This window comes from Profundibacterium mesophilum KAUST100406-0324 (assembly GCF_009835145.1).
Taxonomy (GTDB): domain Bacteria; phylum Pseudomonadota; class Alphaproteobacteria; order Rhodobacterales; family Rhodobacteraceae; genus Profundibacterium; species Profundibacterium mesophilum.
In genome coordinates this window covers 1-24,190 of sequence record NZ_APKE01000021.1, presented here as the reverse complement: position 1 = coordinate 24,190, position 24,190 = coordinate 1, and the positions used below count along the sequence as shown (strand labels likewise).

Here is a 24,190-nt window from a genome sequence, read left to right as displayed (position 1 = left end):
GGGGCGTCTTCCCGGCCCCTCCGGCCCGCATCGCACACCCGAACGGAGCCGGTGCGATGAGCGCCGCGCTGGCACGTCGGCGCCTGCTGTTGGGGCGGATCGACGCGGTGCGCCGCTCGGCCGAGGGGCTGGGCCAGTGGACGGGTCATCATCCGCTCGCGGCCGGCGCCCATGCCCCCCAGATCCGCCGCGATAGCGCCGAGCTGGTCGATGCGCTCGAGCGATTGTCGCACGCGGCCGCGCGGCGTCCCGCCATCGCCGCCTTCGGGATGCCGCGCGGGCTTGCCGCCCTCATCGGGGCGGCGGCGGGGCAGCATGGATCGGGCGAGGTGCCGCTGCGCTTCGGATCGACGGAGATCGCGGCCTCGCGCTTCCTGACGCCCGGACGCGGCGCGATCTTGCGGATCACGCCGGGGGAGGAGGGTCCCGATCCGACCTATCCCGTGGCGCTGTCGCTGCTGACCGAGCTCGAGGCGGCGGCGCTTCTGGTCGCGGGGACGGCGCCGATCTGCGCGCTGCCGGCGCGCATCGAGGCGGTGCTCGAATGCTGCGAGCGCATGGTGCCCGATGCCGGCACCGGCGCGGCGCAGGGATGGAGCCCGCCGCGCCGCTGCGCCGGCACGCTGGCGCGTGAGCTTGACCGCCTCGTGCGCGATTATCCCCATCTGGCGCAGCTTGCTCCCTTCTCCGCGCGGATCGGTGCGATCCTGGCGCGGGGCAATGCCGCTTGCCGGGCCGCGGCACTCTCGCTGCTCTGGGCGGAGGCCCCCGCGCAGACCGCATGGTGCCGGCAATTCGGCATCACCCTCGACGCCCTGGGCCATGCGCGGCGGGTCTGGGCACCGGCCGGTCTTCTCGATCATCCGGGCCTGGGGGGCTGCGACGAGGCGGAGGCCGGGGATGACCGGCTGGTCCGCCTGCGCCTGCCATCGGGGGCATTGGCGCGCACGCAACTGCGCGGGCTTTCGGCGCTGACGGCGGAAATCGGGGCGGTCACGGCCCGCCGGGATATCGGCATCGCCGAGGACGGGCTGCTCAACCTTGCCGATCTGCTGATCTTTCCGCAGATGCCGGGACAGGCGGACCTTGAGGGCCGGGCGCGTCCGGGCACCCCGGCGGGAGATCCGTCAGGGAGCGCATCGGAGCCCGCATCAGGAGGCGCGGCGTGGGAGGCGGGCCGGCTCGACCGGGTCAAGCGCGCCTGGCTGCCGCTGCGCGCGCAGCGCCGCCGCGAGCTTTGCGCCATCGTCGATTGCCGGGCGCAGGATGGCCTCGGGAGGACGGCGTTCGAGGGGGCAGGCCTCGGCTCGGCGGCACCCGATGCCGAGCGGGTGCCGGTCTTCGCGGTGATCTTCCGCAGCGAGCTTGACGCGGCCAACGGCGCCGCCGCGCCGGCCTCCCCGTGCGAGCATCGCTCGGCGCGCCGTCCCTTCGGGGGCGCGATCTGGCTCGCCCGGCTTCCCCATCCCGCCCTTCTGCCGGGGGCGGGGCGGCAGGCCTGTCCGCTGCAATCGGCCCTGCGCGCGGCCTGCACCGCGCGGGGGCGGGTCAACGGGCTGGAGCGATCGCTGCTGCGTCTGCTGCACAAGCTCAACGCGATGATGAAGCAATGCAGCCGGCGGAGCGAGGCGGCCGACGAGCATGCCGCGCGGATCGCCACCGGGCGCGCCATGGTGCGGCGCCTGCGGCCTTGCATCGAGGAGCGGCGCCTGGGGCTGCTGCTCGGGGCGCTCTACCTGCGCCGGGGGGATTTGCAGGATGGTGCGCCGCTGGCGCTGTGCGGCCGGGCCTGGAACGGGGACCGCCATGCCCGCTTCGCCGAGACCGTGCTCGGAGCCTGGCAGGCGGCGGCGCGGCGGCGTCTGGGCCGGCGCGAGCTGTGCGATTATCTCGGGATGATCCCCGCCCATGCCGAGGTGCTGGTGGACGAGCTGGCGCAGGGGGCCTTGCGCGCCGGGATGGTCGAGGCGCTTGCCGCGATGTCGCGCGGGCTGGCGGATGCGGGGGAACGGCCGGTTCACGACCGGGAGGACGCGGCGGCGCGGGCCATCCGCATCGTCAACGCCTTCGTCGAGCGCCCCGGCGCGGCGCTGGTCGACGGGCGGCCTGCCATCGCCCGGCCGGCGTGCGGGGGCGGCGCCACCAAGGCGGCCTGGGAGGCGCTGCGCCGCCTTCAGACGACACCGCGCGACCAGGCCCTCGCCGAGCTGATGCAGGCACGCCGGACCGATCGCCCGGCGCCCGGACTGCGCTGGAGCACGGAGTTGATGACGCTGATCGAGGGGAATGCCGCCGCCCTGACCGGTCTCGCGGTGGGGGAGGTCGAGGCCGACGCCGCGCTCGATCGGCTGATCGCGCGGGCGCGCGGCTGACGGGCGGCTGACGGGCGGGCCGAAGGACCGGATCATCATGTCCGGGCCCGCCCGCCAGACCCGCCCGTCAGCCTCGCTTTCCAGACCCGCGCCCGGCGGGCGGATCTGGCGCGATGCCCGGTCCTGCCGGACCGTGACACCGCGTTCCCGACGAGGAGTGCCCCGACGGGGGCGATTACTCTTTCGCCGTCATGTGCATGATCGAGCCATTCTCCAGGTCGGTCAGGAAGACGATGCTGCCATCTTGCAGCACGTCGACATCGCGCACCCGCCCCTGCTTGCGCAGCAGCCGCTCCTCATGCGCGACGAAGCCCTCGCCGTCCAATTCCAGCCGCACCAGCCCGCCCGGGTAGAGCGAGCCGATCAGCATGTCGCCCTCCCATTCGGGGAACATCTCGCCGCTGACGAAGCTCATGCCGCCGGGCGCGATCACCGGGTCCCAGAAATAGAGCGGCTCCTCCATTCCCTCCATCGAGGCCCGGCCTTCACCCACCGCCTCGCCGGAATACTCCTCGCCATAGCTGACCTTCGGCCAGCCATAGTTCAGGCCCGGCTCCGGACGGTTCAGCTCGTCGCCGCCCGCGGGCCCGTGCTCGACGATGTGAAGCCTGCCATCCGGCGACATGTCGGCGGCCTGGATGTTGCGGTGCCCGAGGCTCCAGATGCTGTCGACCCCGTCCTTGCCGACAAAGGGATTGTCCTCGGGGATCGACCCGTCGAGATTGACCCGGATCACCTTGCCGTAGGTCTTGTCGAGATCCTGGGCATATTCGCGGTATTTCTCGGTGAAATGCTCGCCCGTGGTGATGAAGACAGTGCCGTCGCCGGGAAAGACCAGGCGGCTGCCGTAATGCATCGGGGCCTCGGAGGGCGGGTCCTGCACGAAGATGTCCTCGACATCGCTCAGCGTCGTCATGTCCTCGCTCAGCACGCCGCGGGCCGCGGCGGTTACGGTCGTCTCACCCTCCATCGGCTTGGAATAGGTGAAGTAGACCATCCGGTCATTGGCAAAGTCGGGACCGATCTTCACATCCAGAAGGCCGGCCTGCACCGAGGCCTCGGGCGAGGCGGGCTGGTTGTAGACCTCGGGAAGCCCCTCGATCGGATCGTGCAGCGTCCCGTCGGCGGAGACATGGCGCAGACGGCCGGGCCGCTCGGTCACCAGGAAGCTCCCATCGGGAAGCTGGTCGATCCCCCAGGGGTGGACGAGCCCGCCGACGAGCAACTCGACGGAGGTTTCGGTCTCGCCCTCGACAAGGTCCGCGCGGAACTGCTCGGGGAAGGCCGGCTCGAGATCGGTGTTCCGGTTGCCGCGCGTGAAGGTCACGTCGGAGGCCGCGTTGTCGGGCGCGGCCGCAACCTCGGCCGGGCCGGCGAAGGGCGCGGCGGCAAGGATCGGCAGCGCCAGAAGCGCGGGGCTGAGGGTCGAAAATTTCCGTGTCGTCATCATGGTCTCCCATTTGGAACAAGGGTCGGGATCGGGCGCACGCTCCTGGCGCATCGGGGCCATTCGGGCCGCGGACGCTATCCCGGGAGCGGCGCCGGGGGTTCACGGTCCAACGCATGGGCGGCGCCGGGCGTTCCGAAACGGGGCCGCGCGGCCCTTCCGGGGGGGGCTCATACGGCGCAGGAATGGAGGGCGTACTGCCGGCGCGCCGCGTGGGGGCGCTCTTCGCCCTTCGGCATCTCCATTCTTACGGATCGGACAGAATTGCATGCGGTTTTCATTGCAGAAGTTCACGCGAGTAAGCTGCGCGCCCCTCTTGTCGTCTGCCTGCGACCGCAGAAGGCCATGTCGCCCCTTTCCGCCCCCGTTGCGGTCCCTGTCACAATGCATGTCCGTCAGAAGGTTCCAGCGCATATAGACCGTCTTGACAGCCTTCGCGTTCCGCTGCATGGCCACGTCATGTATGTTTCATGGATCATGATCGGTTTCTCGCGGATCTGGATGGCCGCGGTGCTTACGTTCATGCTGGCGAGCACGCCGTCCATGGCCGAACATATGGGCGGTCAGGCGCATGAGGCGGCAACCGCGTCCCATGCCATGGCGGCCGAGCCGCATTCCGGCCTCGAGACGCCCGCAATCCCCGCGCTATCCTCGGACCTCGTGGCCGATTGCCAAAGCGCCTGCTGTTCCGGCATCTGCGCTGTGGTGGATGTGACCGTGAATTCCGGCGTCATGGGCGGCATTCCTCCCATGCGTCATGAACCCGCCGGCATCGCCGGGACCGTCTCGGTCCAGGGCGGCGATCTGCTCAGGCCGCCGCAGGGCTGATCCGCCCCGCATGGGGGACGCCGCGCGCGCCTTCGTCCGGATCATCTTCCAGACCGATGCTTTTCGCACGCCCGAGGCTTGTTTCCTCCCGCGCCCTCCTCCTGCGATCCTGAAACGGGTCCGCATCCGTGATCCGTCCCTTCGCGGGTGCGGGGATGCGCAAAGCGCGGAAGGCAGGCGGCAGGCTCCGCATCTTCCGTGCCACCCGCATCATCCCTCCCTGCGCGCATTCCCCGCGCAGGGTCCCCCCGCACGACCCTACTCCGCGTCCCCATGACGGCTCCGGGCAGGACCGCATGGGGGGCACGCACCCCTTCGAGAAAGGCCAAGACCCCATGATCAATCGTCGTAGCATGCTGACCGGCGCCGGCGCGATAGGCGGGCTCACCGCGCTTGGCGGGCTCATCCCCGCCTGGGCCCATAGTGGCAGCCCCGGCATTCCGCCCGCCATGAACACGCTTTCGAGCAACAACATCGCCCTGACGGTCGGGCGCGACCGGTTCAGTGTCGGCGGACGCACCGGCAAGGCAATCACGATCAACGGCACCCTCCCCGCGCCGCTCCTTCGCCTGCGCGAGGGCGAGACGTTCAGGATCGCCGTCACCAACACGCTCGACGAAGACACGTCGATCCACTGGCATGGCTTCCTGATCCCGTTCCAGATGGACGGCGTGCCGGGCGTGAGTTTTCCGGGCATCCGCCCACGCGAGACATTCGTCTACGAACTGCCGATCCGGCAGGCCGGCACGTTCTGGTATCACAGCCATTCGGGGCTGCAGGAGCAGATCGGCCATTACGGGCCGATCATCATCGACCCCGCGACCCCCGATCCGGTCGCCTATGACCGCGAGCATGTCCTCGTCCTGTCGGACTGGAGCTTCGAGAATCCGGCGCGGATCATGAACCAGCTCAAGCAGGAGGGCGGGCATTACAACCGTCAGAAGCTGACGGCGCCCGGACTGGCGAGTGACGATCCCGAACAGCGCATGACGCTGGGCGAGCGTCTGAGATGGGGCAAGATGAAGATGGACCCCACCGACATTTCGGATGTCACGGGCGCGATCTATACCTTCCTCGTGAACGGTCACGGACCGAAGGAGAACTGGACCGGCCTGTTCCGGCCGGGCGAGCGTGTCAGGCTGCGCATCATCAACGCCTCGGCGATGACCGTCTTCCAGCTGCGCATTCCCGGCCTCGCCATGACGGTCGTGAACGCCGATGGCGAGAACGTGCGCCCGGTGGATGTCGGCGAGCTGCAGATCTCGGTCGCCGAAACCTATGACGTGATCGTCCGGCCCACCGCCGACCAGGCCTATACGGTCGTCGCCGAGGCGGCCGACCGCTCCGGCATGGCGCGCGCCACCCTCGCCCCCCGCATGGGCATGAGCGCCCCGGTGCCGCCCCTGCGTCCGCGCCCGCTCCTGTCGATGGAGGATATGGGCATGGGCGGCATGCAGGGCATGGATCATGGCGGCATGGACATGGATATGAACATGCGCGATCCGGCGAATGTCCCGCCGGACGTGCAGGTGGGCGTCGGCGTCGATGCGATCGCGCCGTCGCCGCAGGACCGGACGGGCCATCCCGGGCTCGGCCTGACCGATGTCGGACACCGCGTCCTGACCTATCGTGATCTCGTCTCCCTCAAACCCAATCCCGACAGGCGCCGCCCCTCGCGGCATCTGGAGATCAACCTGACGGGCAACATGGAGCGTTTCATGTGGACGCTGGACGGGCGCAAGTTCAGCCAGGGCATGGAGCCGATCCGCTTCGCGCGCAACGAGCGTGTCCGCGTGACCATGGTCAACAACACGATGATGCAGCACCCGATGCACATCCACGGCCATTTCATGGAGCTGGTCAACGGGCATGACGGGTATCACCCCCTCAAACACACGATCAACGTCCTGCCCGGAAGCAAGGTGACCTTCGACATGACCGCCGACAATCCCGGCGACTGGGCCTTCCACTGCCACCTCCTGTTCCACATGCATGCGGGGATGTTCAACGTCGTCACCGTCCGCCCCCTCGATGGAGAACCCAAATGAAACGGTTCATGATCACCTTTCTGGCCGCCGGTTTCGCCGGTGCCGCATTCGCCCAAACGGCATCCGGGCCCGAGGCCGTTCCGATGGCCGACCCGATGGCTGGCCATGACATGTCCTCCATGACGCAGATGCAGGACCCGGGTTCCAGCGCGGCAGATTGCGATGATTCGGACCCTTCGGCATCCGGCGGAACGGCCGGCGTGACGGAATGCGACGAGACACCGCCTGCCGCCCCGATGGCGGGCCACGACATGAATGCCATGGATGACATGGAGGGCATGGATCACGGCGCGATGACCGGCGGCGAGACCTCCGAACGGTCCGCCGCCCCTGCCGACCCGATGGAGGGCCACGACATGGGTGCCATGGAGGGCATGGATCACGGCGCGATGACCGGCGGCGAGACCTCCGAACGGTCCGCCGCCCCTGCCGCCCCGATGGCGGGCCACGACATGGGTGCCATGGAGGGCATGGATCACGGCGCGATGACCGGCGCCGAGACCTCCGAACGGTCCGCCGCCCCTGCCGCCCCGATGGCGGGCCACGACATGGGAGCCATGGATGGCATGGATCACGGCGCGATGACCGGCAGCGAGACCTCCGAGGCTTCCGCCGCCCCTGCTGACCCGATGGCGGGCCACGACATGGGTGCCATGGAGGGCATGGATCACGGTGCGATGACCGGCGGCGCGGCTGCCGGAGATGCGATGGCCGGGCATGACATGGGCGCCATGAACGCGCCGGAAATCGCGGATGCGCCGCCGCCGGCCGCTGCCTTCTCCGGCCCGGCCCATGCGGCCGATCTCTATTATGGAGACGCGGTCATGGCCCGCAGCCGCGAACATCTCGACGAAGAAATGGGAGATGTCACGGCCTACAAGTTCCTTCTCGACCAGCTCGAGATCAGGCCGGACGGGGACGAGAGCGCGCTGAACTGGGATGGGCAGGCCTGGTACGGGGGCGACATCAACAAGCTCTGGGTCAAGACGGAAGGTGAACTCACCCTGGGCGAGTCGCTCGAGAGCGGCGAAATCCAGCTCTTGTGGAATCGCACCGTGACGCCGTGGGCCGATTTGCAGACGGGCCTTCGTTACGATTTCGGCGAGGATGCGGACCGGGCGCATTTCGTGCTCGGGGTGCAAAGCCTCCTGCCCTATTTCTACGAGTTGGAAGCGGCCGCCTTCCTGTCGGACGAGGGCGATGTGACGGCGCGTGCGGAAGCCGAGTATGACATGCTTCTGACCCAGAAACTGATCCTGCAACCGAGCGCGGAAATCGAGCTTTCCGCCCAGGACATTCCCGAACTGGGGATCGGGGCGGGCGTCACCGGGATCGAGGCGGGGCTGCGCCTGCGCTACGAGATCGTTCCCGAATTCGCGCCCTATATCGGCGTCACCTATGACCGGTTGATCGGCGAGACCGCCGACCTGGCCGGCGCGCGGGGCGAGGACAAGAGCGCGTGGAGCGGCGTCATCGGTGTCAGGATGTGGTTCTGACGAAGTCGCGCGGTCCGGCCCCCGCGACAGGGGGGCGGGACGGTTCAGGTTGGTGCGAGCCGGTTCGGGCCGCTTTCGCATCGGTCCCGAAATGTGAAGTTTGCGGGACGGGTGCGGGGCCGCTGGAAACCTGTCCCGAAACTCGTCCCGTATTGCTTTCCCGCAACCCCTAGGACATTGTGGGACGATGAGGATCGGTTACGCACGTGTCTCCTCGCAGGGGCAGAGCCTCGATGCGCAGATCGCGGCCCTGACGGCGCAGGGCTGCGAGAAGCTGTTCGAGGAGAAACGCTCCGGCGCGTCGCGGGCGGGGCGCGCGGCCCTGCGTGAGGCGCTCGATTTCTGCCGCGAGGGGGACGTGCTGATCGTCACCCGTCTCGACCGGCTGGCGCGCTCGATGTTCGATCTTCAGGAGATCGCCCAGGGGCTCGAGCGCAAGGGCGTCGATCTCGTGGTGCTGGACCAGCGCATCGACACCACCACGCCCGCCGGGCGCCTGACCTTTCATCTTCTGGGGGCCGTGGCCGAGTTCGAGCGCGACCTGATCGCGGCACGGCGCAGCGAGGGGATCGCGCGGGCGATGGCGCGCGGTGTCAAGTTCGGCCGCCGGGCCAAGCTCACCCCGGCGCAGGCCCGGCAGCTGCGCGCCGATCACGCGCAGGGCGTGCCGCGCCGCACGCTCATGGCGCGCCATGGCATCTCCAAGAGCACCTTCTACCGCCTGATCGCCGAAGCGCCCTCCCCCTGAACGCGGTGATCGCGGCTGGAGAGCCCCCGGGGGGAGATGCGCGGCGGCATGGGACCGGCCGCCGCGCGACAGGCTCAGGAGGCTTCTTTGCGCAGCTCGAATTCCTCGTGATAGGAGCGCTCCACGTTGACGTTCCACACGTCATGCGAGGCGCCGAGCAGGTTGCGCGCGGCATACATCGCCGAAAGCATCGAGTGGTCCTGGTTGTTGTAGCGGTGCAGGCCGTTGCGGCCCACGGTCTGGAAGTTCTCGAGCTTCGAGAGCCAGTCCGAGATCACTTCGAGCGCTTCCTGGTAATGGGCGTCATAGACCGGGTAGGCCTTGGGCTGGCGGATGATCGCGGCGCCGATGACGTGATCCTGCGTGGCAAGGCCGAGCTGTTCGAGCTCCCGGCCCGCGAGATCGCGCAGCTCCTCGTCGCTCATCGTCCAGAGCCCGTCGCCCTCCTGGCAGAAATACTCCATCCCGATCGAGGCGGTGTCCTCGTCGGGCAGCAGATCCCTGGACCAGGCGCGGAAGTTCTGGATCCGGCCGACCTTCACCTCGGGCGCATGGACATAGATCCAGTTGTCGGGGAAGGGATCGGGCGTGTCGAGCACGAGGGTCACGATCAGGAAGTCGCGATAGGCCAGGCGGCCCGCGGCCTCGAGCACCGCATCGGGGGGAGGCGGGTCGAAGGCGTGGATGAGATCGCGCAGGGCCATCGAGTTGATGACCTCGCCGTTCCGCGCGTCATGCTGCGCCGTGCTGCCATCGGCGGTATCGGTGGTCTCGACCTGCGTGATCCTCATGCCCTCGCGGCGCAGCCCGGTGACGATGCTGCGCATCTCGACCTTGCCGCCGGTCTCGTTGACGATGTCGCGGGTCTTCTCCCACATCTGCCCCGGCCCGAGACGCGGATACTGGAACTCCTCGATCAGGCTGGTTGTGTCATTGGCCCCGGAGATCGAGTTCCAGACGGCTTTGAGCAGGGACAGGTTCTTGATCCGCTGCGCGGCCCAGTCGGCGCGGATGTTGCTTGGCGGAATGCCCCAGACCTTCTCGGTATAGCTGCGGAAGAAATGCATGTAGAGCCGCCCGCCGAAACGGTTCATCACCCATTGCTCGAACGTGTCCTCGACCTTGTGGGGGCGCACCTGCCACTTGAGGTAGCTGGCAAGGATGCGGACCGATTCGTAGGGTCCGATATTCTCGAGCGCGTTGAAGATCTTGAGCGGGTAGGAGAAGAACTTGCCCCGGTAATAGATGCGGCTGAGGCGCGGCACGGTGATGAAATCGTCGCCCATCACCTCGTGCCACATCGCCTCGACCTCGGGCACCTTGGTGAAGAAGCGGTGTCCGCCGATGTCGAACCTGTAGCCGTTGCTGGTCTCGGTGCGGGCGATGCCGCCGACCATGTCGCTGCCCTCGAAGACATGGGGGCGATGCGCGTCCGACCGCTTCAGCAGCTCGTAGGCCGCCGTCAATCCGGCGGGGCCACCCCCGATGATGAAGACGTCTTGTTTCGGTTCAGACCTCTGCTCGGGTCGATCGTCAATGGTTTGAAGGGTCACGGTTTCAGGCTTTCTTGCAGGGTAATCGGAAATGGGAACAGGGATAGTAGCTGTGGTACGAAGGCCGGGTGATGCGAAATGATACGCTCTACGCGCAACCCATCTAGGGCAAAATAATGAGAGATCGACAGGAAAAGGCCGGCAAGTTGAAAAATGTTGATAATCCGGGAGTTCATGTCAGGATCCTGTGCGATTGGCAAGGCGCGCCAAGGCCCCGTGGAGCGGTCCGGGCAGCAGGCTGGCGATCACCGCGGCCAACCTGATCCGGCCCGCGCCATTGCCGAGGGCCGCGGCGGGATCGGCGCGCAGCGCGCCCGCCATGAGCCGCCGCGCCGCGCCGTGATCGCCCGCCTGATAGGCGCTGGTGGCCCAGACCACGCCGGCGCGGGCACGGGCGGCGCGCAGCTCGCGGGCCGGCAGGGCGGCGCGCCCGGCGACACGCTCCCAGCCGGCCTTCTGCCGCCGCCAGTCGGAGGTGATCTGCCCGGGGCGGCGGCGATAGGAGACGAGCACCCGCGACAGGGGCAGGATGCACGCACCGCCCCCCGCGCTTGCCCTCAGCCAGAAATCGAGGCCGATCGCCGAGGGCAGGCCGGTATCGAAGCGCGGCGGGTCCGGCAGCGCGGCCCGGCGCAGCATCACGCCCGTATCGGTATGGATGGGATTGTCGGCAAGGAGCGCCCCGGCGCCGACCGGCCCTTCGGGACGCGGCGAGAGGACGCCGAGCTCGGCGCCGCCGGGGCCGACATGGCGGCAGCGCGGGAAGGTCATCCGGGCCGCGGGATGCGCCTTCAGCGCCTGTGCCAGATGCCGCATCGCGTCGGGATCAAGCAGGTCGTCGGCATCGGCGAAGAGCAGCAGATCGCCCCGCGCCGCTGCCAGCGCCGCGTTGCGCGCCGCGCCGAGCCCGCCATTGTCCTGGCGCAGCAGCACCGCGCGGTGCCCGGCGGCGCGTATGGGCGCCATCGCCGTCTCGATCGCGGCGGCGGTCGCATCGCGCGAGCCGTCATCCACGGCGATCAGCTCGAAGTCGGGCCAGTCCTGCGCGCCGACCGCCCGCACCGCCGCGCCGGCATAGGCGGCGACGTCATGGGCGGGAAGGATGACGCTGACAAGGCTCATGTCTCCTCGCGCACCGCGATGTAGATCTGGCGTCCGCCATCGCGCATCGAGCTGAGCGCGATCCTTTGCCCCGAGGCGTCAGGGCAGGGATGCAGATCGCAGCGGAAGGCGCCGCGCGCCGGAACGTGTCCGGAAAAGCTGTCGATGCGCAGTGGCACGGCGCCGCCCTCGGTGCCCATCTCCAGAAGCGAGACCTCTTCTGAATAGGGCGTGTCGAAGAGGATGCGCGGCGGCAATTTTCCGGGCGGCGGCGGGCCGGGGGGCAGATGGCGCAGGTGGACATTGGCGGTGATGACCCCGGCACCGAGCTGCCCGACGCGGTGCCCGCGCGGGGCGCGATCCTCGAAGATGGGCATGTCACGCCGCCGCTCGTCGTAGAAATAGAGCCGCCTGTCATCGAGCCAGAGCACATGCGACGTGGCGGCGGCGAGCAGGCGCAGATCGCGCCCGTCCATGCCGCAGGTCAGGCTTACGCCCTGCGTGCCGTTCCAGCCGCCCGAGAGCCTGCGCCAGCGCAGCTTGACGGTGAAGCGGGTGCCGCCGGGCGCGATCTTCACATGGTTGAACCAGTAGTGATAGCGCGCCATCCGGTGGCGCAGACGCTCGCGCAGCGGCAGCTGCGACATCAGGAACTCCGCCGCCCGCGCCAATGGCAGCAGAAGCTCCGTCGCGGCGCCATCGAGGGGCACTCGCCACACCCCGTCATCCTCGGGCAGGCGTGCGCGCACCGCCTCCGCGCCGGCCTCCGGCAGCGCCGCATAGCCGTAGCCGGGACGCAGCGTGTCGAGCCGCGTCATGTTCACCGACAGGCCCGAACGCCCGTCCGGCGCGATCGCGTAGAGCGGGCGCGACAGGCTGCGCGACGTGCCCGAAGCGATGTCGTGGAGCCGCGCGGCAAAGCCGTCCGCGCCGCGCTCGTTCCAGGCGATCTCGCGCGCCCCCGGCACGAATTGCGCCATCGGACCCTGCTGCCAGCTCCAGGCGGTGCTGGTGCCGATCTCGCGCCAGCTTCCGGGCCTGTCGGTCTCGACGATGCCGATGCCGACCGCGTCGCCGGGCTCCGGATGACGCCCGGTGAAACGGGTCTCGAATCCGACAAGCATGCTGCCTTCGGGGTTCATCACCGGGATGTCGTAATAGCTGTGGGCGTGAAACCGCCCCGCATCGCTGCCGAAGGTCAGCTGGGTGACGCGCCAGCCGCTCATCGGCCCAGCACCCGGCGCGCACCGGCCCGCGCGATGCCGATCGCCCCGCGCACCCGCCCCGCACGGCGCATTCGCGCAAGGGCCTGCGGCCAGTCCTCGGCCCCATCGGCAGGCACCGAGGGGCGCACCGGCGCGATGGTGCCGTCGGCGCGGTCCGCATCGCGCGCAAGGCGCGGCGCAAGGGCCACATCCGCGAGGGAGATGCCCCCATGCGCGGCGATGTGATCGAGCTGCCGGCGGCCGTATTCGGCGCCGGCGGGGCTGACGCCCGGCGTGGCGAGCCGCAGCTCGAGCCGCGCGGCGAGCTCTGCGGTCCAGTGGACATGCTCGACCGTGGTGGGGACGCGGAAGCGGAATTGCGGATCGTCGATCTGCGGGAACTCCCCGAGGGGATTGCGATAGAGGTAGCGTACGCCGCTTTCATCGAGCGGCCGGTGCCCGCCGCGCCGGGGCAGCAGACGCCCATGGGCGGCCATGATCTTGACGGTGCCGCCGCGCCCGTGAACCTGGCTCTCGCCGCCGATCGCCTGCGCGACCTCGGCGCGGATCGGGAATTGCGTGCCGATACCGGGCGCGGGGGCGACGGGGGCCAGCACGCCGCCGGGGGCGAGCCGGTCGATCATCACCCCCTGGATGCAGTCCACCCCGAGCGCGTCCGCGCGGGCGAGGCAATCGGCGAGCGGCTCCGGCCAGCGGTGGAACTCGTCGACATCCGCGTTCAGCACCCAGGCATCCGGCGCGCAGAACTCGGCCTGCGCCGCGCCGCGCCGGGCCCACATGCTGCCGGAGGTATAGGGCGCGATCCAATCGATGGCGGCGCGGGTGATCCCCTCGTCGCGGATCACGGCGCGGGCCCGCGCAAGGCCGGGATGCTCGGCATCGGCGGCGTTGAGCAGGATCACGAAACGGTCCGGCGCGATCCCGAGCGCGCGGTAGTGGCGCAGGAAATGGGGCAGCAGGGGCAGGTCATGCTCGACCCCCACGCAGGTAATCAGCCATGGCGCGTCGCGCATCATCGTCTCTCCTTGGCCCGGCCCGCTTCGGAACGCGGTCCCCGGCCGCCGGGTTCAGCGGCGCCGGCGCCGTCCGGGCGGTGTGAAGCCTGTCTCATTCGGCGGCCTCGAGCATCGCCCTGAAGGCGGGGGCGTCGCGGCGCAGATCGTCGAAATCGCCCTGCGCCGTGATCACCCCATGCTCGAGGAAATAGATGTGATCGCATTGCGCCAGCGAGGTGAGGCGGTGGCTGATCATCACCGTGGTGCAGCCCTCCATCGCGTTCACCGCATCGAGCACACGGGTCTCCGTCACCGCATCGAGGGCGCTCGTCGCCTCGTCGAGGATCAGCATTTCGGGCCTGCGGTAGAGGGCGCGGGCGATGCCGAGCCTCTGGCGCTGGCCGCCAGAAAGCCTCAGCCCGCCCTCGCCGATCATCGTGTCGATCCCCTGCGGCAGGGCCTCGACCACGTCCTCGATCCCGGCGAGGACGATGGCGCGCCGGGCCGCGTCCCGGTCGATCCGCTCCGCCGGAATGCCGCGCGCGATGTTGGCGAGAACCGTGTCGTCGACAAGGTGGATCGTCTGCGGCACGTAGCCAAGCCGGGCCTGCCAGTCGGTGCGCCGGGGGCCCGTGAGCGGCACGCCGTCGATCAGGAGATTGCCCTCATGGGGCACGATGAGGCCGAGGATCAGGTCGATCAGGGTCGTCTTTCCCGCCCCCGTCGAGCCGGCGATGCCGATCCGCGCGCCCTTCGGAACGCTCAGGTCGAGCCGTTCGAGCGCGGTGATCCCGGCGCCGGGATAGCGGTAGCTCGCCCCTTGCAGGCGCAGCTCGCGCTGCATCATCTCGCCCGCCTCGCGGCCGGGATGCAGCGCCAGTTCGGGCGGCAATTCGGTGGGGCGCGCGTCGCGGGGGCCGACCGAGAGATCGGCGGCAAGCTCGGCCAGCGCCGGCTGCCCGAACCGCGCGAGCGAGAGGTCGCGAAAGAGGATCTGCGCGGTCGGCATCAGCTTGATCGCGGTGAAGGCGAAGGCCCCGATCACCGGGATCACCTGCTGCATGTCGCCGCCGCGCATCCACAGCAGGAACAGCACGAAGAGGAGCATCCCCCCGAAGATCAGCGCCTCGAGCGCGTAGCGCGGCAGCTCGCCGATCAGCGAGAGCGAGGCGTGATGGCGCGCCAGGCGATAGGAGGGCGCGAGGAAGCGCGACAGGTAGTAGCGCTCGAGCCCCATCACCTTCACTTCCTTGATGCCGCCCAAGGCCTCGCCGACCATCTGGTGACGCTCGCGATTGGCCCTGAGCCGGTCCTCGCCCATCTCGCCGAGCCGCGCGCCGAGCAGCCAGTAGACGCCGCCGAAGCCAAGCGAGAAGGCCCCGCCGATCACCGCCGCCCCGAGCGGCTCGACCCAGATCAGGAAGAGCCCCAGAAGCAGCATCAGGAAGCCGTTGACGATGAGCCTGATGGCGGGGGCGATGATGTTGTTCACGATCTCCGAGATTTCCTCGAGGACGGATTTTGCCAAGTGCGCGGAATGCTGCGTCAGGAACCACTCGTAGGGCTTGCCGAGATAGCCCGACAGGCGCCTGTGGCTGAGCGACACGGCGATGTCGCGGGTGAAGCGGTTGGTCAGGTAGAAGGTCACGGTGCGCACCGCGATGCCGGCGATCACCATCACGAAGATCGCGGCCCCGAGCGCCTGCAGGAAGCCGAAGCTGCTCTCGAAGCCCGCCAATTCGTAGAGCCGCGACAGGAACGGCCGCTCGAAGATGATCGAGGGGTTGGACATCACCGTGAGGAAGGGCACCACCAGCGCGACGCCGGCAATGTCGAAAAGCCCGGTGAGGATCATCAGGAGCACCAGCCAGGCGAAGCTGCGTTTCTGGCGCGGCTCGAGCAGCTGCCAGATCAACCTGTAGCCAAGTCCCATGGGTCAGCCCCTCCGCCCGGCGCGCTTCGCCCGCCAGTAGCCCCAGACCATGGCCACCTGGCTCAGCCCGATCAGGCCCGATTCCACGAGGCGCAGGCGGCTCGAATGACGCAGCGGCCAGAGCAGCAGGCCGAGATAGAAGCCGAAGGGCTCGACCTTGGGCCGGTCGTCGCCGCGCCCGTCAAGCGCGAGGTGGAGGGTCCGCGCGCCATGCCCGTAATTAGCATGCTGGCGCCAGTAGCTGGCAAGGGTCAGGCGGTGGGCGTGATCGACCACCGCGCCGGGCACATGGCTCAGCGCGCCGCCCGCATCCTTCCAGCGCAGCGACAGGTCGCGGTCTTCGGAGGCGATGCGGAACTTGGGATCGAAGCCGCCCACGGCGGCGAAATCGGCGGTCCGGCAACACATGTTGTTGGTGGTAAAGAAGGACATCTGCGAGCCTCGTGACTGGTAATACGCGTAGAGATAGCTCGAAAGCGACTGGCTGGCCTGCGAAAAGACGTTGCAGAGCATGTTCTCGATCCGCCCCCCCACGAGACGCATCGGAACGCCGCCCTGCGCCTGCAGCATCCTCAAGGCCCAATCGGGCCGGGGCCGGCAATCATCGTCGGTGAAGAGCAGCCAGCGCGCCTCTCCCGCCGCCGCGGCACCGGTATTGCGCGCGGCCCCCGGCCCGCCATTCTCGCGCCGCACGCAGCGCACGCCCGGAAAATCCGCGCAGACGGGGGCAAGCGGCTCCGGCGAGCCATCATCGACCACGATCACCTGCCATGGACCGCCATCGAGCCGCGACAAATGGTCAAGGCACAGGCGGAGCTGCTCGGGCCGGTCATAGGAGGGGATGACGATGACCGCCGCGCCGGAAGGGCCGGCCTGCGCCATGTCGATATGCGCGGCGTCCGTGCGGGCGTCGCCGATGCCTTCGCCTTTGGCCGTCGCGAGACCGCGGCCCTCGACGCATGCGGCGTCACGCGGCGCGGGATGTTCGGAGGCCGCGGGGGCCGGCGGTGTGGGGGGGATATCCGGCATGGGGCCTGCGTCCGATGTCTCGTTGCGGGACCCGGGGCGGGCCTCTTGTCTCGAACCGGCGCACCGCCATGCAAGGGATGCGGACCGGGATCGGGCCGGTCGAATCGCCCGGCGGCGAAATGCCCGGAGGCCCGGGCGGCGAATGATCGCGGCGCATCGCACCGGCGGCTGTCCGGGCTGTCATGCCCCATGGCTGCGGCGTATCTTGGGCAGGTTTACGGCGCTGCGCCGTCCCGCCCTCCGCCACGGATGCACCGGCCCCGCGTCGTGATCCAACGTCGATGCGCGGGGCGATGCGAGGATGGAGGTGCCGGGCGTTTTGTGATCCAAGGGCACCAAAGTTACAAGGGCTGCCCCGGTTTCGGCCCGGTTCGATTTTATGATTGCGGCAGGGTGACGTGACGGCAGGACAGGTCCGCGGATGCGCCGCCTGGGAAAACTGCCCCCGTGCCAGGAGGAATGGTGATGACGGAATTCGATCAGGGCAGGCCCCGCCGCGGGGCATCGGCCGCTTTCGTGCGGATCGGGGTCATCGCCCTGCTGACGCTGGCGCTCCTCTTCCCGGCCCTGCGCTCCGGGGCACCCTTCGCCTTCGGCGACACGCGAAGCTATTATGTTGGCGGCGGGGTGGCGATCGCGGTGCTTGGCGCACGGCTCGGCCTTGGCCCGGCGCAGGAAGGCGCGGAACCCGGCAAAGGCCGTGATGACGGATCAGGTGGGGACGATACGGACGGGGATGGCGACACGGCGTCCCCAGAGCCCGATGCCAAGAGCGTGGCCAATGTGCGCTCGGTGCCCTTCGCGGTCTATGTCAACGCGGCAATGCGGGCGGGGGGCGTCTTCGCACCCGTGATCCTCGCCGCGCTCGGGACCGCCTGGCTGATCTGGATGGTGCTCCATCCGCTCGCGCCGCTGGCGCGGCTCGGGGTCGGCATCGGCATGGCGGCGGTGACGAATGCCGGCTTTTTCGCGGGACAGATCATGCCCGACATCCTTGCCGCCTGGCTGATCCTCGTGCCGCTCGTGGTGCTGCGCCGGGGCGGGGCGATCGGGATCTGGACGGGGGGGCTTCTGGGCCTGTTTGCCCTCTGGGCGGTGCTGTCGCATTACAGCCATATCCCCCTTGCCGCGACGATGGGCGTGGCGCTCGGCCTGTGGCTGGCATGGCGGCGGCGCTGGATCGCGGCGCTTGCGATACAGGTGCCGCTCCTTGCCGCGCTGGCGCTCAATATCGGCATGTCGGGAATGCTTCCGGGAAAGGCGAGCGTGGCCCCTGCCCGTCTGCCGATCCTGCTGGCGCGCTCGCTCGCCGACGGGGTCGCGGTGCGCTACCTAACCGAGAATTGCGATGATGTGGCCTTCACCCTGTGCGAGCTTTATCCCGACGGCTTTCCGCAGACCGTGGCCGAGGCACTCTGGGAGCCCGGGAACATCAAGGATCGCGCCAGCGGCGCGCAGATGGCCGAGGTCGCCGACCAGGAGGTCGCGCTGGTCTGGGAGGTCTTCCTCTATGATCCGCCGGCGCAGCTCTGGGCGCTTCTGGGCAACGCCGCGGAGCAATTCACGCGCATCGGTCTGAGCGAGGTTCACGAGGTCAGCTACGAGATTGCGGGGCCGGCGCGCCTGCATGTCGACACCCTGCCCCGCGACGTGGCGCGCTTCGAGCGCGCCGAGCGGATCGAGCGTTGGGCCGCCCTCGCCGCCGCCCTCGCGCTGCTTCTGGCGGCAATCTTCCGGCCCCGAACGCGCGCGCCGATCGCGATGCTGGTGACGGGCCTCGCGGCCAACGCATTGATATGCGGGGGGCTTTCGGCGCCGGCGGATCGATACCAGGGGCGGATCATCTGGGTCGCGGTCCTGCTGGCCCTCGCCTTCGCGGCCGAGGAATTGCGGCGCCGCCCACCGGCCCGAAGGGAGGCCGGGCCGGCATGACCCGCTTCTCCTGAAAGGCTCCATGGCCCGATGACGAAAACGTGAGCGACGGGCCGCCCCCTTCCCGCGAGGGAGACCTCTTGTCCCGGCCTCCGCATTGCTGTTCCAGTCATCCTCATGAGAACAGGTTTTGCATTCAGGATACTGATGACCCTGGCGGCCGCCTTTGCCGCCTTCTCATTGCTTGCCGTCTCCGCCTATGCCGCGGCCGAGGAGTTCGATCTCGAATGCACGGCAGGCGCCTTCGCCCATTCGGAAGACCATGGCAGCCATATCAGGCCCCATGCCGAAGGCGAAGAGGACAGCCATGCGCGCCATGAGGCGGTTCACTGCGAGCCGTCCTCGGCGCCGAGCCTCGTGCCCGAGCGTGCCGCTCTGCGGATCACCGGCCCGGCCCTGTCGCATGTCCACGGCGTGCGCGATGGACGGATCGCGGACCTGCTCTCCGAGTTCGGACTACGCCGCCCTCCAAGAGCCTGACCCGGCGCCTCGAGGCTCTGAAACGGGCCGCCGCGTGCCGCTTTCGGGGCCGGGTTGCAGGCTCTCCTCGCCTTTCGCAGACGCAATGCCCGGTTTCACACCGCATGAGCGTTATGCCGTGACGCTTGGAGGCCCTTGTCCCGCGCTGCGTGCAACAGAGGTACGTGCCCGAACCGGCGCGTAAAGCCCGCGGGCCGGCGGTTTCCTTTCCCTCGCCGCTGGCCCGCATCCTTCATCCATACCGCATCACGGGCCCTGCCTTTCGTCCCCGTCAAGGGGGGCCGGGCCTGCGATTTCCTCAAAACGCGCGGCCTTCATGGCTGCCGCATCATCCCGCAGCCGCCGCGCTGCATTCAATCTGCAAGGATCGATCCAATGACTTCCTATCGCACGCTTCTCGCCGCAAGCCTCGCCGCCGCAACCCTCGGGCTTGCCCTCCCCGCCGCCGCGCAGCCCGTCAGCGCTTCCGAGGCGCAGCTCGCACGCTCCCTCGGGGTCGCGCCGGGCGCCTATTCCCTGCCGCAGCTCGTGCAGTTGAAGGCGCTGAAATCCGAAGGCGGCTCCGGGGCGCGCACCCGCATCCGGCATCTTCTGAACAATAGCGGCACGGATGCCGGCGCCACCCGTGCGGACCAGCTTGCCCGCGGTCTCGGCCTTGCGCCGGGCGCGCTCAGCGTGGCCGAGATGCAGCAATTGGCACAGGCGCGCGTCGAGAATGACAGCAACCGCGCCGAGTTCGTCCTCTCGGGCCGCTCCCATGGCGAGGCCCGCGCCGCCGCCCGCGCCCAGCTGGCCGCGAGCCTCGGCGTCCGTGCCGAGGGCCGGTCGCTGAACGAGCTGGTCCGCCTGCAGGCCAACCGCCGCAGCGACAACGACTGACCGCCATTGCGGCACGGGTCCGGGCGGGCCCCCATCACCCGCCCGGACCCTCTTGCGCGGGCCTGCCCGGAGCGAGGCGACGCGCAGGTTGCGAGAAAATTCTTGCGAGAATCTCCCGGGTCGGTCATTCACTTACGCCATGAGCAATACTAAACGTCGCAAACCGTAACAAACGGATGTGAAAATCGGGAGGCGGCCACCGCCCCCGCGAGGCGAAGGACAGCGAATGGGCAATGAACGGATCGACGTGCTCGTGGGAGAGCATGCGGCACGCCTTTCGGAACGTCTGCAGGCCCATCGCAAGCAACTCTTTCCGCCCGATGCCCGCAAGGAATTGCGCAAGTTCACCTCCGGCGAGGTCGCCGACCTGCTGGGGGTCAAGGATGCCTATCTGCGCAAGCTGCATCTCGAGGGGCGCGGGCCCGAGCCGGAAATCCGCACCGGGGGGCGCCGCTGGTACACGCCCGCCGACATCCAGGCGCTGCGCGAGATGCTCGAGAAGGGGGCCAAGTCACCGGGCACCTACCTGCCCGGACGGCGTGCGGGCGACCAGCTCCAGGTGATTACGGTGATCAACTTCAAGGGCGGCTCGGGCAAGACCACGACATCGGCCCATCTGGCGCAGAAGCTGGCGCTCGACGGCTACAAGGTCCTCGCGATCGATCTCGATCCGCAGGCCAGCTTCTCTGCCCTTCACGGGTTTCAGCCCGAATTCGACCTGCTCGATGGCGGCACGCTCTACGACGCGATCCGCTATGACGATCCCGTGCCGGTGCGGGACGTTATCCAGAAAACCTATTTCACCAATCTCGACATCATCCCGGGCAATCTCGACCTGATGGAATTCGAGCATGACACGCCGCGTGTCCTGGCCGAACGGGCCGGTCATCTCTTCTTTACCAGGGTTGGTGACAAACTGGCGGAAATCGAGGGCGATTACGACATCGTGGTGATGGATTGCCCGCCGCAACTGGGTTTCCTGACGATGTCGGCCCTGTCGGCGGCGACGGCGGTGCTGGTCACGGTGCATCCGCAGATGCTCGACGTGATGTCGATGTGCCAGTTCCTGCTGATGACGTCGAACCTTCTGGGGGTCGTGGCGGAGGCGGGGGCGGACATGTCCTATGACTGGATGCGCTACGTGGTGACACGCTACGAGCCCGGCGACGGGCCACAGAACCAGATGGTCAGTTTCATGCGCTCGCTTTTCGGCGAGCACGTGCTCAATCACCCGGTGCTCAAATCCACCGCGATCTCGGATGCCGGCATCACCAAGCAGACGCTCTACGAGGTGGAGCGGAGCCAGTTCACCCGCTCCACCTATGAGCGCGCGATCGAGAGCCTGAACGCGGTCAACGGCGAGATCGAGGGGCTGATCCAGGCCGCCTGGGGCCGCCAGGCGAAGGCATGAGGAGACGGCAATGGCGCGCAAGGACCTTCTGAAATCCCTGATGACACCGGCCGTGTCCGGCGAGGGAGAGAGCGCTTCGTCGAACGGGCCGGACGCCAATGCTCCGGGCTCCGCGGGCGACGCGCGGGCCACCCCCCTGCCCCGCTCGGCAAAGGGTGCGATCGGTGCGGTCAGCCAGTCGATCGCCGAGCTCAAGAAACGCGCCCTGATCGAGGTTCCGGCCGACATGATCGACGATGCGGGCCTGCGCGACCGGCTCGATGCCGATCCCGCGGGGCTCGACGCGCTTGCCGAAAGCCTGCGCCTTTATGGCCAGCAGGTTCCCGTCCTCCTGCGCCATTCGCCCAATGTCGAGGGGCGCTACGAGGTGGTCTACGGGCGGCGGCGGGTGGCCGCGCTGCGCCGGATCGGGCAGCCCGTCCGCGCGATGCTGCGCGATCTGAGCGATGCCGACCTGATCATTGCGCAGGGCCAGGAGAACAGCGCGCGCAAGGAGCTGAGCTTCATCGAGAAGGCGAGCTTTGCGCGCCAGATGGTCGAGATGGGCTTCACGCGCAAGGTGATCGGCGATGCGCTGCATCTCGACAAGACGGTGCTGAGCCGGATGCTCGGCATCGCGGACGCGGTTCCCGCCGCGCTGATCACGGCGATCGGTGCCGCCCCGTCGGCGGGACGCGATCGCTGGCGCCTGATGTCGGAGCGGATCGGCGACACGCCCCTGCCCCGGCTCGTGGAACTTGCCGCCGGCGAGACATCGGATGCCCGGTTCGAGGCGGTGCTCGCCGCGCTCGATCCGGCCGGACGCAAGCCCGCCCCCGCCAGGACGATCCTGTCCGGGGTCGGTGGCGCCCAGCTGGGGCAGCTGCGCCGCACGGGAAAGGGCCGGACGCTCAGCATCGAGGATGCGGCGCTCGGCGACTGGATCGCGGCGAACATGGAAGAGATTCACCGTCGTTTCCTGAAGGAACACGGCGAATGAGCGCGAAATACGCGCGGTTTCAACACTGAAGAGAGGAGCACGGGACAGGCAGAAAACGAAAGACCTCCCGAGACGGTAAAATCCCGAGAGGCCCCATCGAACTCGCACCTCGTATGTAGCTTCGAAAGTTGACAGCTGTCAACAGCCGTCCTTGGACGTCACGCTAGAGTTTTGCCTTCGTGAAAACGGATGAAGCACATTACGATGACGCCCTTTGCGGCGCGCATGACGGCCCCCGCCCTGAAGACGGCGCGGGTGCTCGAGGAGACACCGCGCGGGACGGCCCGCGCGGATCGCTACGCGCTGCTGGCCGAGCTGACACTGGCGCGGCGCGCCTTCGGAATCAGCGACCGGGACCTCGCCGTTCTGGCCGCGCTTGTCTCCTTTCATCCCGAACGCGTCCTTTGCGATACGGCCATGCTGGTCGTCTTCCCCTCCAATGCCGCCCTTGGCCTCAGGGCCCATGGCATGGCGGAGAGCACCCTGCGCCGGCATCTCGCAGCCTTGGTAAAAGCGGGCCTCGTGGCGCGCCATGACAGCCCGAATGGCAAGCGTTATGCCGCGCGCGGTCCGGGCGGCGGGATCAGCAGGGCCTTCGGCTTCGATTTGCGACCCCTGCTGCTGCGGGCGGGCGAGATATCCGAGGCCGCAGAGGCCGAACGCGAAAGGCTGGCCAAGGTCAGGGCGCTGCGCGAGGAGACTGTCGTGAGGCTGCGCGATATCGCCAAGCTCGGCGATTGGCTCGCGGAGGCCGGCCTGCCGCCCGAGCAGCTTGGCCCCTTGCGCGCCGACCAGGCGGAACTCCTGCGGGGTCTGCGCCGGAAGCTGGACCTCGATGCGGCCGCGAGATTGAACGTTGCCAGCGCTGATCTGCACGCGCGGATGCTGACCGAGATCGACGCGTCGTCCTGTCTCGAAACCGTGGATTTGAGCGGCGATGACAGCCAAAATGAGCGGCACATTCAATCTTCAGACAGAATACCTATTGAAAGAAAGAGGGCTGTGGAAACCCGGCTTGCGGATTCCGGCGCGTCCCATCCGCCACGGGTGGGCACGCCGAGAGAGGATCGCGACGACATGCCGGCCCTGCCCGAGATATTGGCACGATGCAGACAGATTGCCGAGTTGATACCCGGCGGGATTGCAAACTGGCACGGTTTGACACAGGCGGCAGAAACGGTGCGCCCGATGCTCGGGATCGGCGGTGACGTTTGGCAGATGGCCAAGTCGCGCATGGGCAGTGATGCCGCAGCAGTCACCCTTGCCTGCATCCTCGAGAAATTCGCGGTGATAAGAAACCCGGGAGCTTATCTGCGCGTGCTCAGCGTCAAGGCCGAACAGGGGCGCTTCACGCCGGGCCCAATGCTGCGCGCGCTGAAGGTTGAGGGGACACCGGCGTAAGAGTTGACAGCTGTCAACTCCGCCCCAGGCCTTGGGATGCGTGATTATCCGACCCGGCGCGGTGTGTTTTCTCGAGGATACCAGATACGCCCATATGAAGGCCCGATGACGGATTGGAGCATCCGGAAGGATCTGGCGCAGCACCCCGATATGGATCTCCATTCAGCTGTGCGCGCCGTGCTAGATCCTTGGAGCGCCGCGCGGGCCGACCGGCTGAACAATGGCCCTGTCGGCTTCATAGACCGTGCTCTGTAAGCGTTAGCTGAACAGCACCAGCGGTTCAGCTTGACGGCTTGAAGTTCCACGGCAGCAGGTCGTCGAGGCGGCTTTGC

General features: G+C 68.5%; 19 protein-coding genes. 11 read left to right on the top strand and 8 right to left on the bottom strand.

From position 1 onward, the window contains the following. Positions 1–56: 56 nt before the first annotated feature. Positions 57–2,372, top strand: coding sequence for a virulence factor SrfC family protein (locus PMES_RS08830; RefSeq protein ID WP_159965348.1), 2,316 nt, complete (start codon positions 57–59; stop codon positions 2,370–2,372). Positions 2,373–2,547: 175 nt separating this feature from the next. On the opposite strand, the gene PMES_RS08825 is transcribed toward PMES_RS08830, so the two are convergent. Continuing rightward, positions 2,548–3,819, bottom strand: coding sequence for a PQQ-dependent sugar dehydrogenase (locus tag PMES_RS08825; protein ID WP_159965347.1), 1,272 nt, complete (start codon positions 3,817–3,819; stop codon positions 2,548–2,550). Between the two features lie 477 nt (positions 3,820–4,296). Here PMES_RS08825 and PMES_RS08820 point away from each other — a divergent pair, with 477 nt between their 5' ends. The 4 genes from PMES_RS08820 to PMES_RS08805 all read left to right on the top strand — a co-directional run bounded on the left by PMES_RS08820 (position 4,297) and on the right by PMES_RS08805 (position 8,939). Then, positions 4,297–4,647 carry a hypothetical protein gene (locus PMES_RS08820; protein ID WP_159965346.1) on the top strand — a complete coding sequence of 117 codons (351 nt, stop codon included), beginning with the start codon at positions 4,297–4,299 and terminating at the stop codon, positions 4,645–4,647. Positions 4,648–4,982: 335 nt separating this feature from the next. After that, complete coding sequence (locus PMES_RS08815) at positions 4,983–6,695, top strand: copper resistance system multicopper oxidase (RefSeq protein ID WP_159965345.1); 1,713 nt, start codon at positions 4,983–4,985, stop codon at positions 6,693–6,695. Then, a complete protein-coding gene (locus tag PMES_RS16585; RefSeq protein WP_201288980.1) occupies positions 6,692–8,191 on the top strand; it encodes a copper resistance protein B in 1,500 nt (499 codons plus the stop codon). The genes PMES_RS08815 and PMES_RS16585 overlap by 4 nt, the downstream gene beginning before the upstream one ends. 187 nt (positions 8,192–8,378) lie before the next feature. Beyond that, positions 8,379–8,939: a recombinase family protein gene (locus PMES_RS08805; protein WP_159965344.1), complete on the top strand. Its 561-nt coding sequence runs from the start codon at positions 8,379–8,381 to the stop codon at positions 8,937–8,939. 74 nt (positions 8,940–9,013) lie between these two features. Here the strand turns inward: PMES_RS08805 and PMES_RS08800 are convergent, their stop codons facing one another. The 7 genes from PMES_RS08800 to PMES_RS08770 form a co-directional block, all read right to left on the bottom strand. After that, positions 9,014–10,492: an NAD(P)/FAD-dependent oxidoreductase gene (locus PMES_RS08800; protein WP_236549752.1), complete on the bottom strand. Its 1,479-nt coding sequence runs from the start codon at positions 10,490–10,492 to the stop codon at positions 9,014–9,016. Further along, positions 10,489–10,668 (bottom strand): hypothetical protein, encoded by a 180-nt coding sequence (locus PMES_RS08795; RefSeq protein ID WP_159965343.1) that lies wholly within the window; start codon positions 10,666–10,668, stop codon positions 10,489–10,491. The genes PMES_RS08800 and PMES_RS08795 overlap by 4 nt, the downstream gene beginning before the upstream one ends. A gap of 1 nt (position 10,669) precedes the next feature. Beyond that, on the bottom strand, positions 10,670–11,614 hold the full coding sequence (locus PMES_RS08790; RefSeq protein ID WP_159965342.1) for a glycosyltransferase family 2 protein: 945 nt from the start codon (positions 11,612–11,614) through the stop codon (positions 10,670–10,672). After that, positions 11,611–12,819 carry a hypothetical protein gene (locus PMES_RS08785; protein ID WP_159965341.1) on the bottom strand — a complete coding sequence of 403 codons (1,209 nt, stop codon included), beginning with the start codon at positions 12,817–12,819 and terminating at the stop codon, positions 11,611–11,613. The genes PMES_RS08790 and PMES_RS08785 overlap by 4 nt, the downstream gene beginning before the upstream one ends. Next, positions 12,816–13,835, bottom strand: a complete 1,020-nt coding sequence (locus tag PMES_RS08780) for a glycosyltransferase family protein (RefSeq protein ID WP_159965340.1) — start codon at positions 13,833–13,835, stop codon at positions 12,816–12,818. Before PMES_RS08780 ends, PMES_RS08785 begins: the two co-directional genes overlap by 4 nt. A 91-nt stretch (positions 13,836–13,926) precedes the next feature. After that, entirely contained in the window at positions 13,927–15,747 is a 1,821-nt protein-coding gene (locus PMES_RS08775; protein WP_159965339.1) for an ABC transporter ATP-binding protein, read from the bottom strand. A gap of 3 nt (positions 15,748–15,750) precedes the next feature. Further along, positions 15,751–16,776 carry a glycosyltransferase family 2 protein gene (locus PMES_RS08770; RefSeq protein WP_236549751.1) on the bottom strand — a complete coding sequence of 342 codons (1,026 nt, stop codon included), beginning with the start codon at positions 16,774–16,776 and terminating at the stop codon, positions 15,751–15,753. A 465-nt stretch (positions 16,777–17,241) separates the two neighbouring features. Here PMES_RS08770 and PMES_RS08765 point away from each other — a divergent pair, with 465 nt between their 5' ends. The 6 genes from PMES_RS08765 (at position 17,242) to repC (ending at position 23,858) form a co-directional block, all read left to right on the top strand. Next, positions 17,242–18,708 carry a hypothetical protein gene (locus PMES_RS08765; protein ID WP_159965338.1) on the top strand — a complete coding sequence of 489 codons (1,467 nt, stop codon included), beginning with the start codon at positions 17,242–17,244 and terminating at the stop codon, positions 18,706–18,708. Between the two features lie 147 nt (positions 18,709–18,855). Continuing rightward, entirely contained in the window at positions 18,856–19,188 is a 333-nt protein-coding gene (locus tag PMES_RS08760) for a hypothetical protein (protein WP_159965337.1), read from the top strand. Between the two features lie 375 nt (positions 19,189–19,563). Next, positions 19,564–20,067, top strand: a complete 504-nt coding sequence (locus PMES_RS08755; RefSeq protein ID WP_159965336.1) for a hypothetical protein — start codon at positions 19,564–19,566, stop codon at positions 20,065–20,067. A 226-nt stretch (positions 20,068–20,293) separates the two neighbouring features. Next, positions 20,294–21,478: a plasmid partitioning protein RepA gene (gene repA, locus PMES_RS08750; RefSeq protein ID WP_159965335.1), complete on the top strand. Its 1,185-nt coding sequence runs from the start codon at positions 20,294–20,296 to the stop codon at positions 21,476–21,478. Between the two features lie 10 nt (positions 21,479–21,488). Continuing rightward, entirely contained in the window at positions 21,489–22,457 is a 969-nt protein-coding gene (gene repB, locus PMES_RS08745) for a plasmid partitioning protein RepB (protein ID WP_159965334.1), read from the top strand. A gap of 189 nt (positions 22,458–22,646) precedes the next feature. After that, a complete protein-coding gene (gene repC, locus PMES_RS08740) occupies positions 22,647–23,858 on the top strand; it encodes a plasmid replication protein RepC (RefSeq protein WP_159965333.1) in 1,212 nt (403 codons plus the stop codon). Positions 23,859–24,190: the final 332 nt, after the last annotated feature.

What these genes read in the sequence shown, in the direction of transcription:
- PMES_RS08830 (WP_159965348.1), top strand. Translation starts at nt 57, where the DNA reads ATGAGCGCCGCGCTGGCACGTCGGCGCCTGCTGTTGGGGCGGATCGAC.
- PMES_RS08825 (WP_159965347.1), bottom strand. Translation starts at nt 3,819, where the DNA reads ATGACGACACGGAAATTTTCGACCCTCAGCCCCGCGCTTCTGGCGCTG.
- PMES_RS08820 (WP_159965346.1), top strand. Translation starts at nt 4,297, where the DNA reads ATGATCGGTTTCTCGCGGATCTGGATGGCCGCGGTGCTTACGTTCATG.
- PMES_RS08815 (WP_159965345.1), top strand. Translation starts at nt 4,983, where the DNA reads ATGATCAATCGTCGTAGCATGCTGACCGGCGCCGGCGCGATAGGCGGG.
- PMES_RS16585 (WP_201288980.1), top strand. Translation starts at nt 6,692, where the DNA reads ATGAAACGGTTCATGATCACCTTTCTGGCCGCCGGTTTCGCCGGTGCC.
- PMES_RS08805 (WP_159965344.1), top strand. Translation starts at nt 8,379, where the DNA reads ATGAGGATCGGTTACGCACGTGTCTCCTCGCAGGGGCAGAGCCTCGAT.
- PMES_RS08795 (WP_159965343.1), bottom strand. Translation starts at nt 10,668, where the DNA reads ATGAACTCCCGGATTATCAACATTTTTCAACTTGCCGGCCTTTTCCTG.
- PMES_RS08790 (WP_159965342.1), bottom strand. Translation starts at nt 11,614, where the DNA reads ATGAGCCTTGTCAGCGTCATCCTTCCCGCCCATGACGTCGCCGCCTAT.
- PMES_RS08785 (WP_159965341.1), bottom strand. Translation starts at nt 12,819, where the DNA reads ATGAGCGGCTGGCGCGTCACCCAGCTGACCTTCGGCAGCGATGCGGGG.
- PMES_RS08780 (WP_159965340.1), bottom strand. Translation starts at nt 13,835, where the DNA reads ATGATGCGCGACGCGCCATGGCTGATTACCTGCGTGGGGGTCGAGCAT.
- PMES_RS08775 (WP_159965339.1), bottom strand. Translation starts at nt 15,747, where the DNA reads ATGGGACTTGGCTACAGGTTGATCTGGCAGCTGCTCGAGCCGCGCCAG.
- PMES_RS08770 (WP_236549751.1), bottom strand. Translation starts at nt 16,776, where the DNA reads ATGCCGGATATCCCCCCCACACCGCCGGCCCCCGCGGCCTCCGAACAT.
- PMES_RS08765 (WP_159965338.1), top strand. Translation starts at nt 17,242, where the DNA reads ATGACGGAATTCGATCAGGGCAGGCCCCGCCGCGGGGCATCGGCCGCT.
- PMES_RS08760 (WP_159965337.1), top strand. Translation starts at nt 18,856, where the DNA reads ATGACCCTGGCGGCCGCCTTTGCCGCCTTCTCATTGCTTGCCGTCTCC.
- PMES_RS08755 (WP_159965336.1), top strand. Translation starts at nt 19,564, where the DNA reads ATGACTTCCTATCGCACGCTTCTCGCCGCAAGCCTCGCCGCCGCAACC.
- repA (WP_159965335.1), top strand. Translation starts at nt 20,294, where the DNA reads ATGGGCAATGAACGGATCGACGTGCTCGTGGGAGAGCATGCGGCACGC.
- repB (WP_159965334.1), top strand. Translation starts at nt 21,489, where the DNA reads ATGGCGCGCAAGGACCTTCTGAAATCCCTGATGACACCGGCCGTGTCC.
- repC (WP_159965333.1), top strand. Translation starts at nt 22,647, where the DNA reads ATGAAGCACATTACGATGACGCCCTTTGCGGCGCGCATGACGGCCCCC.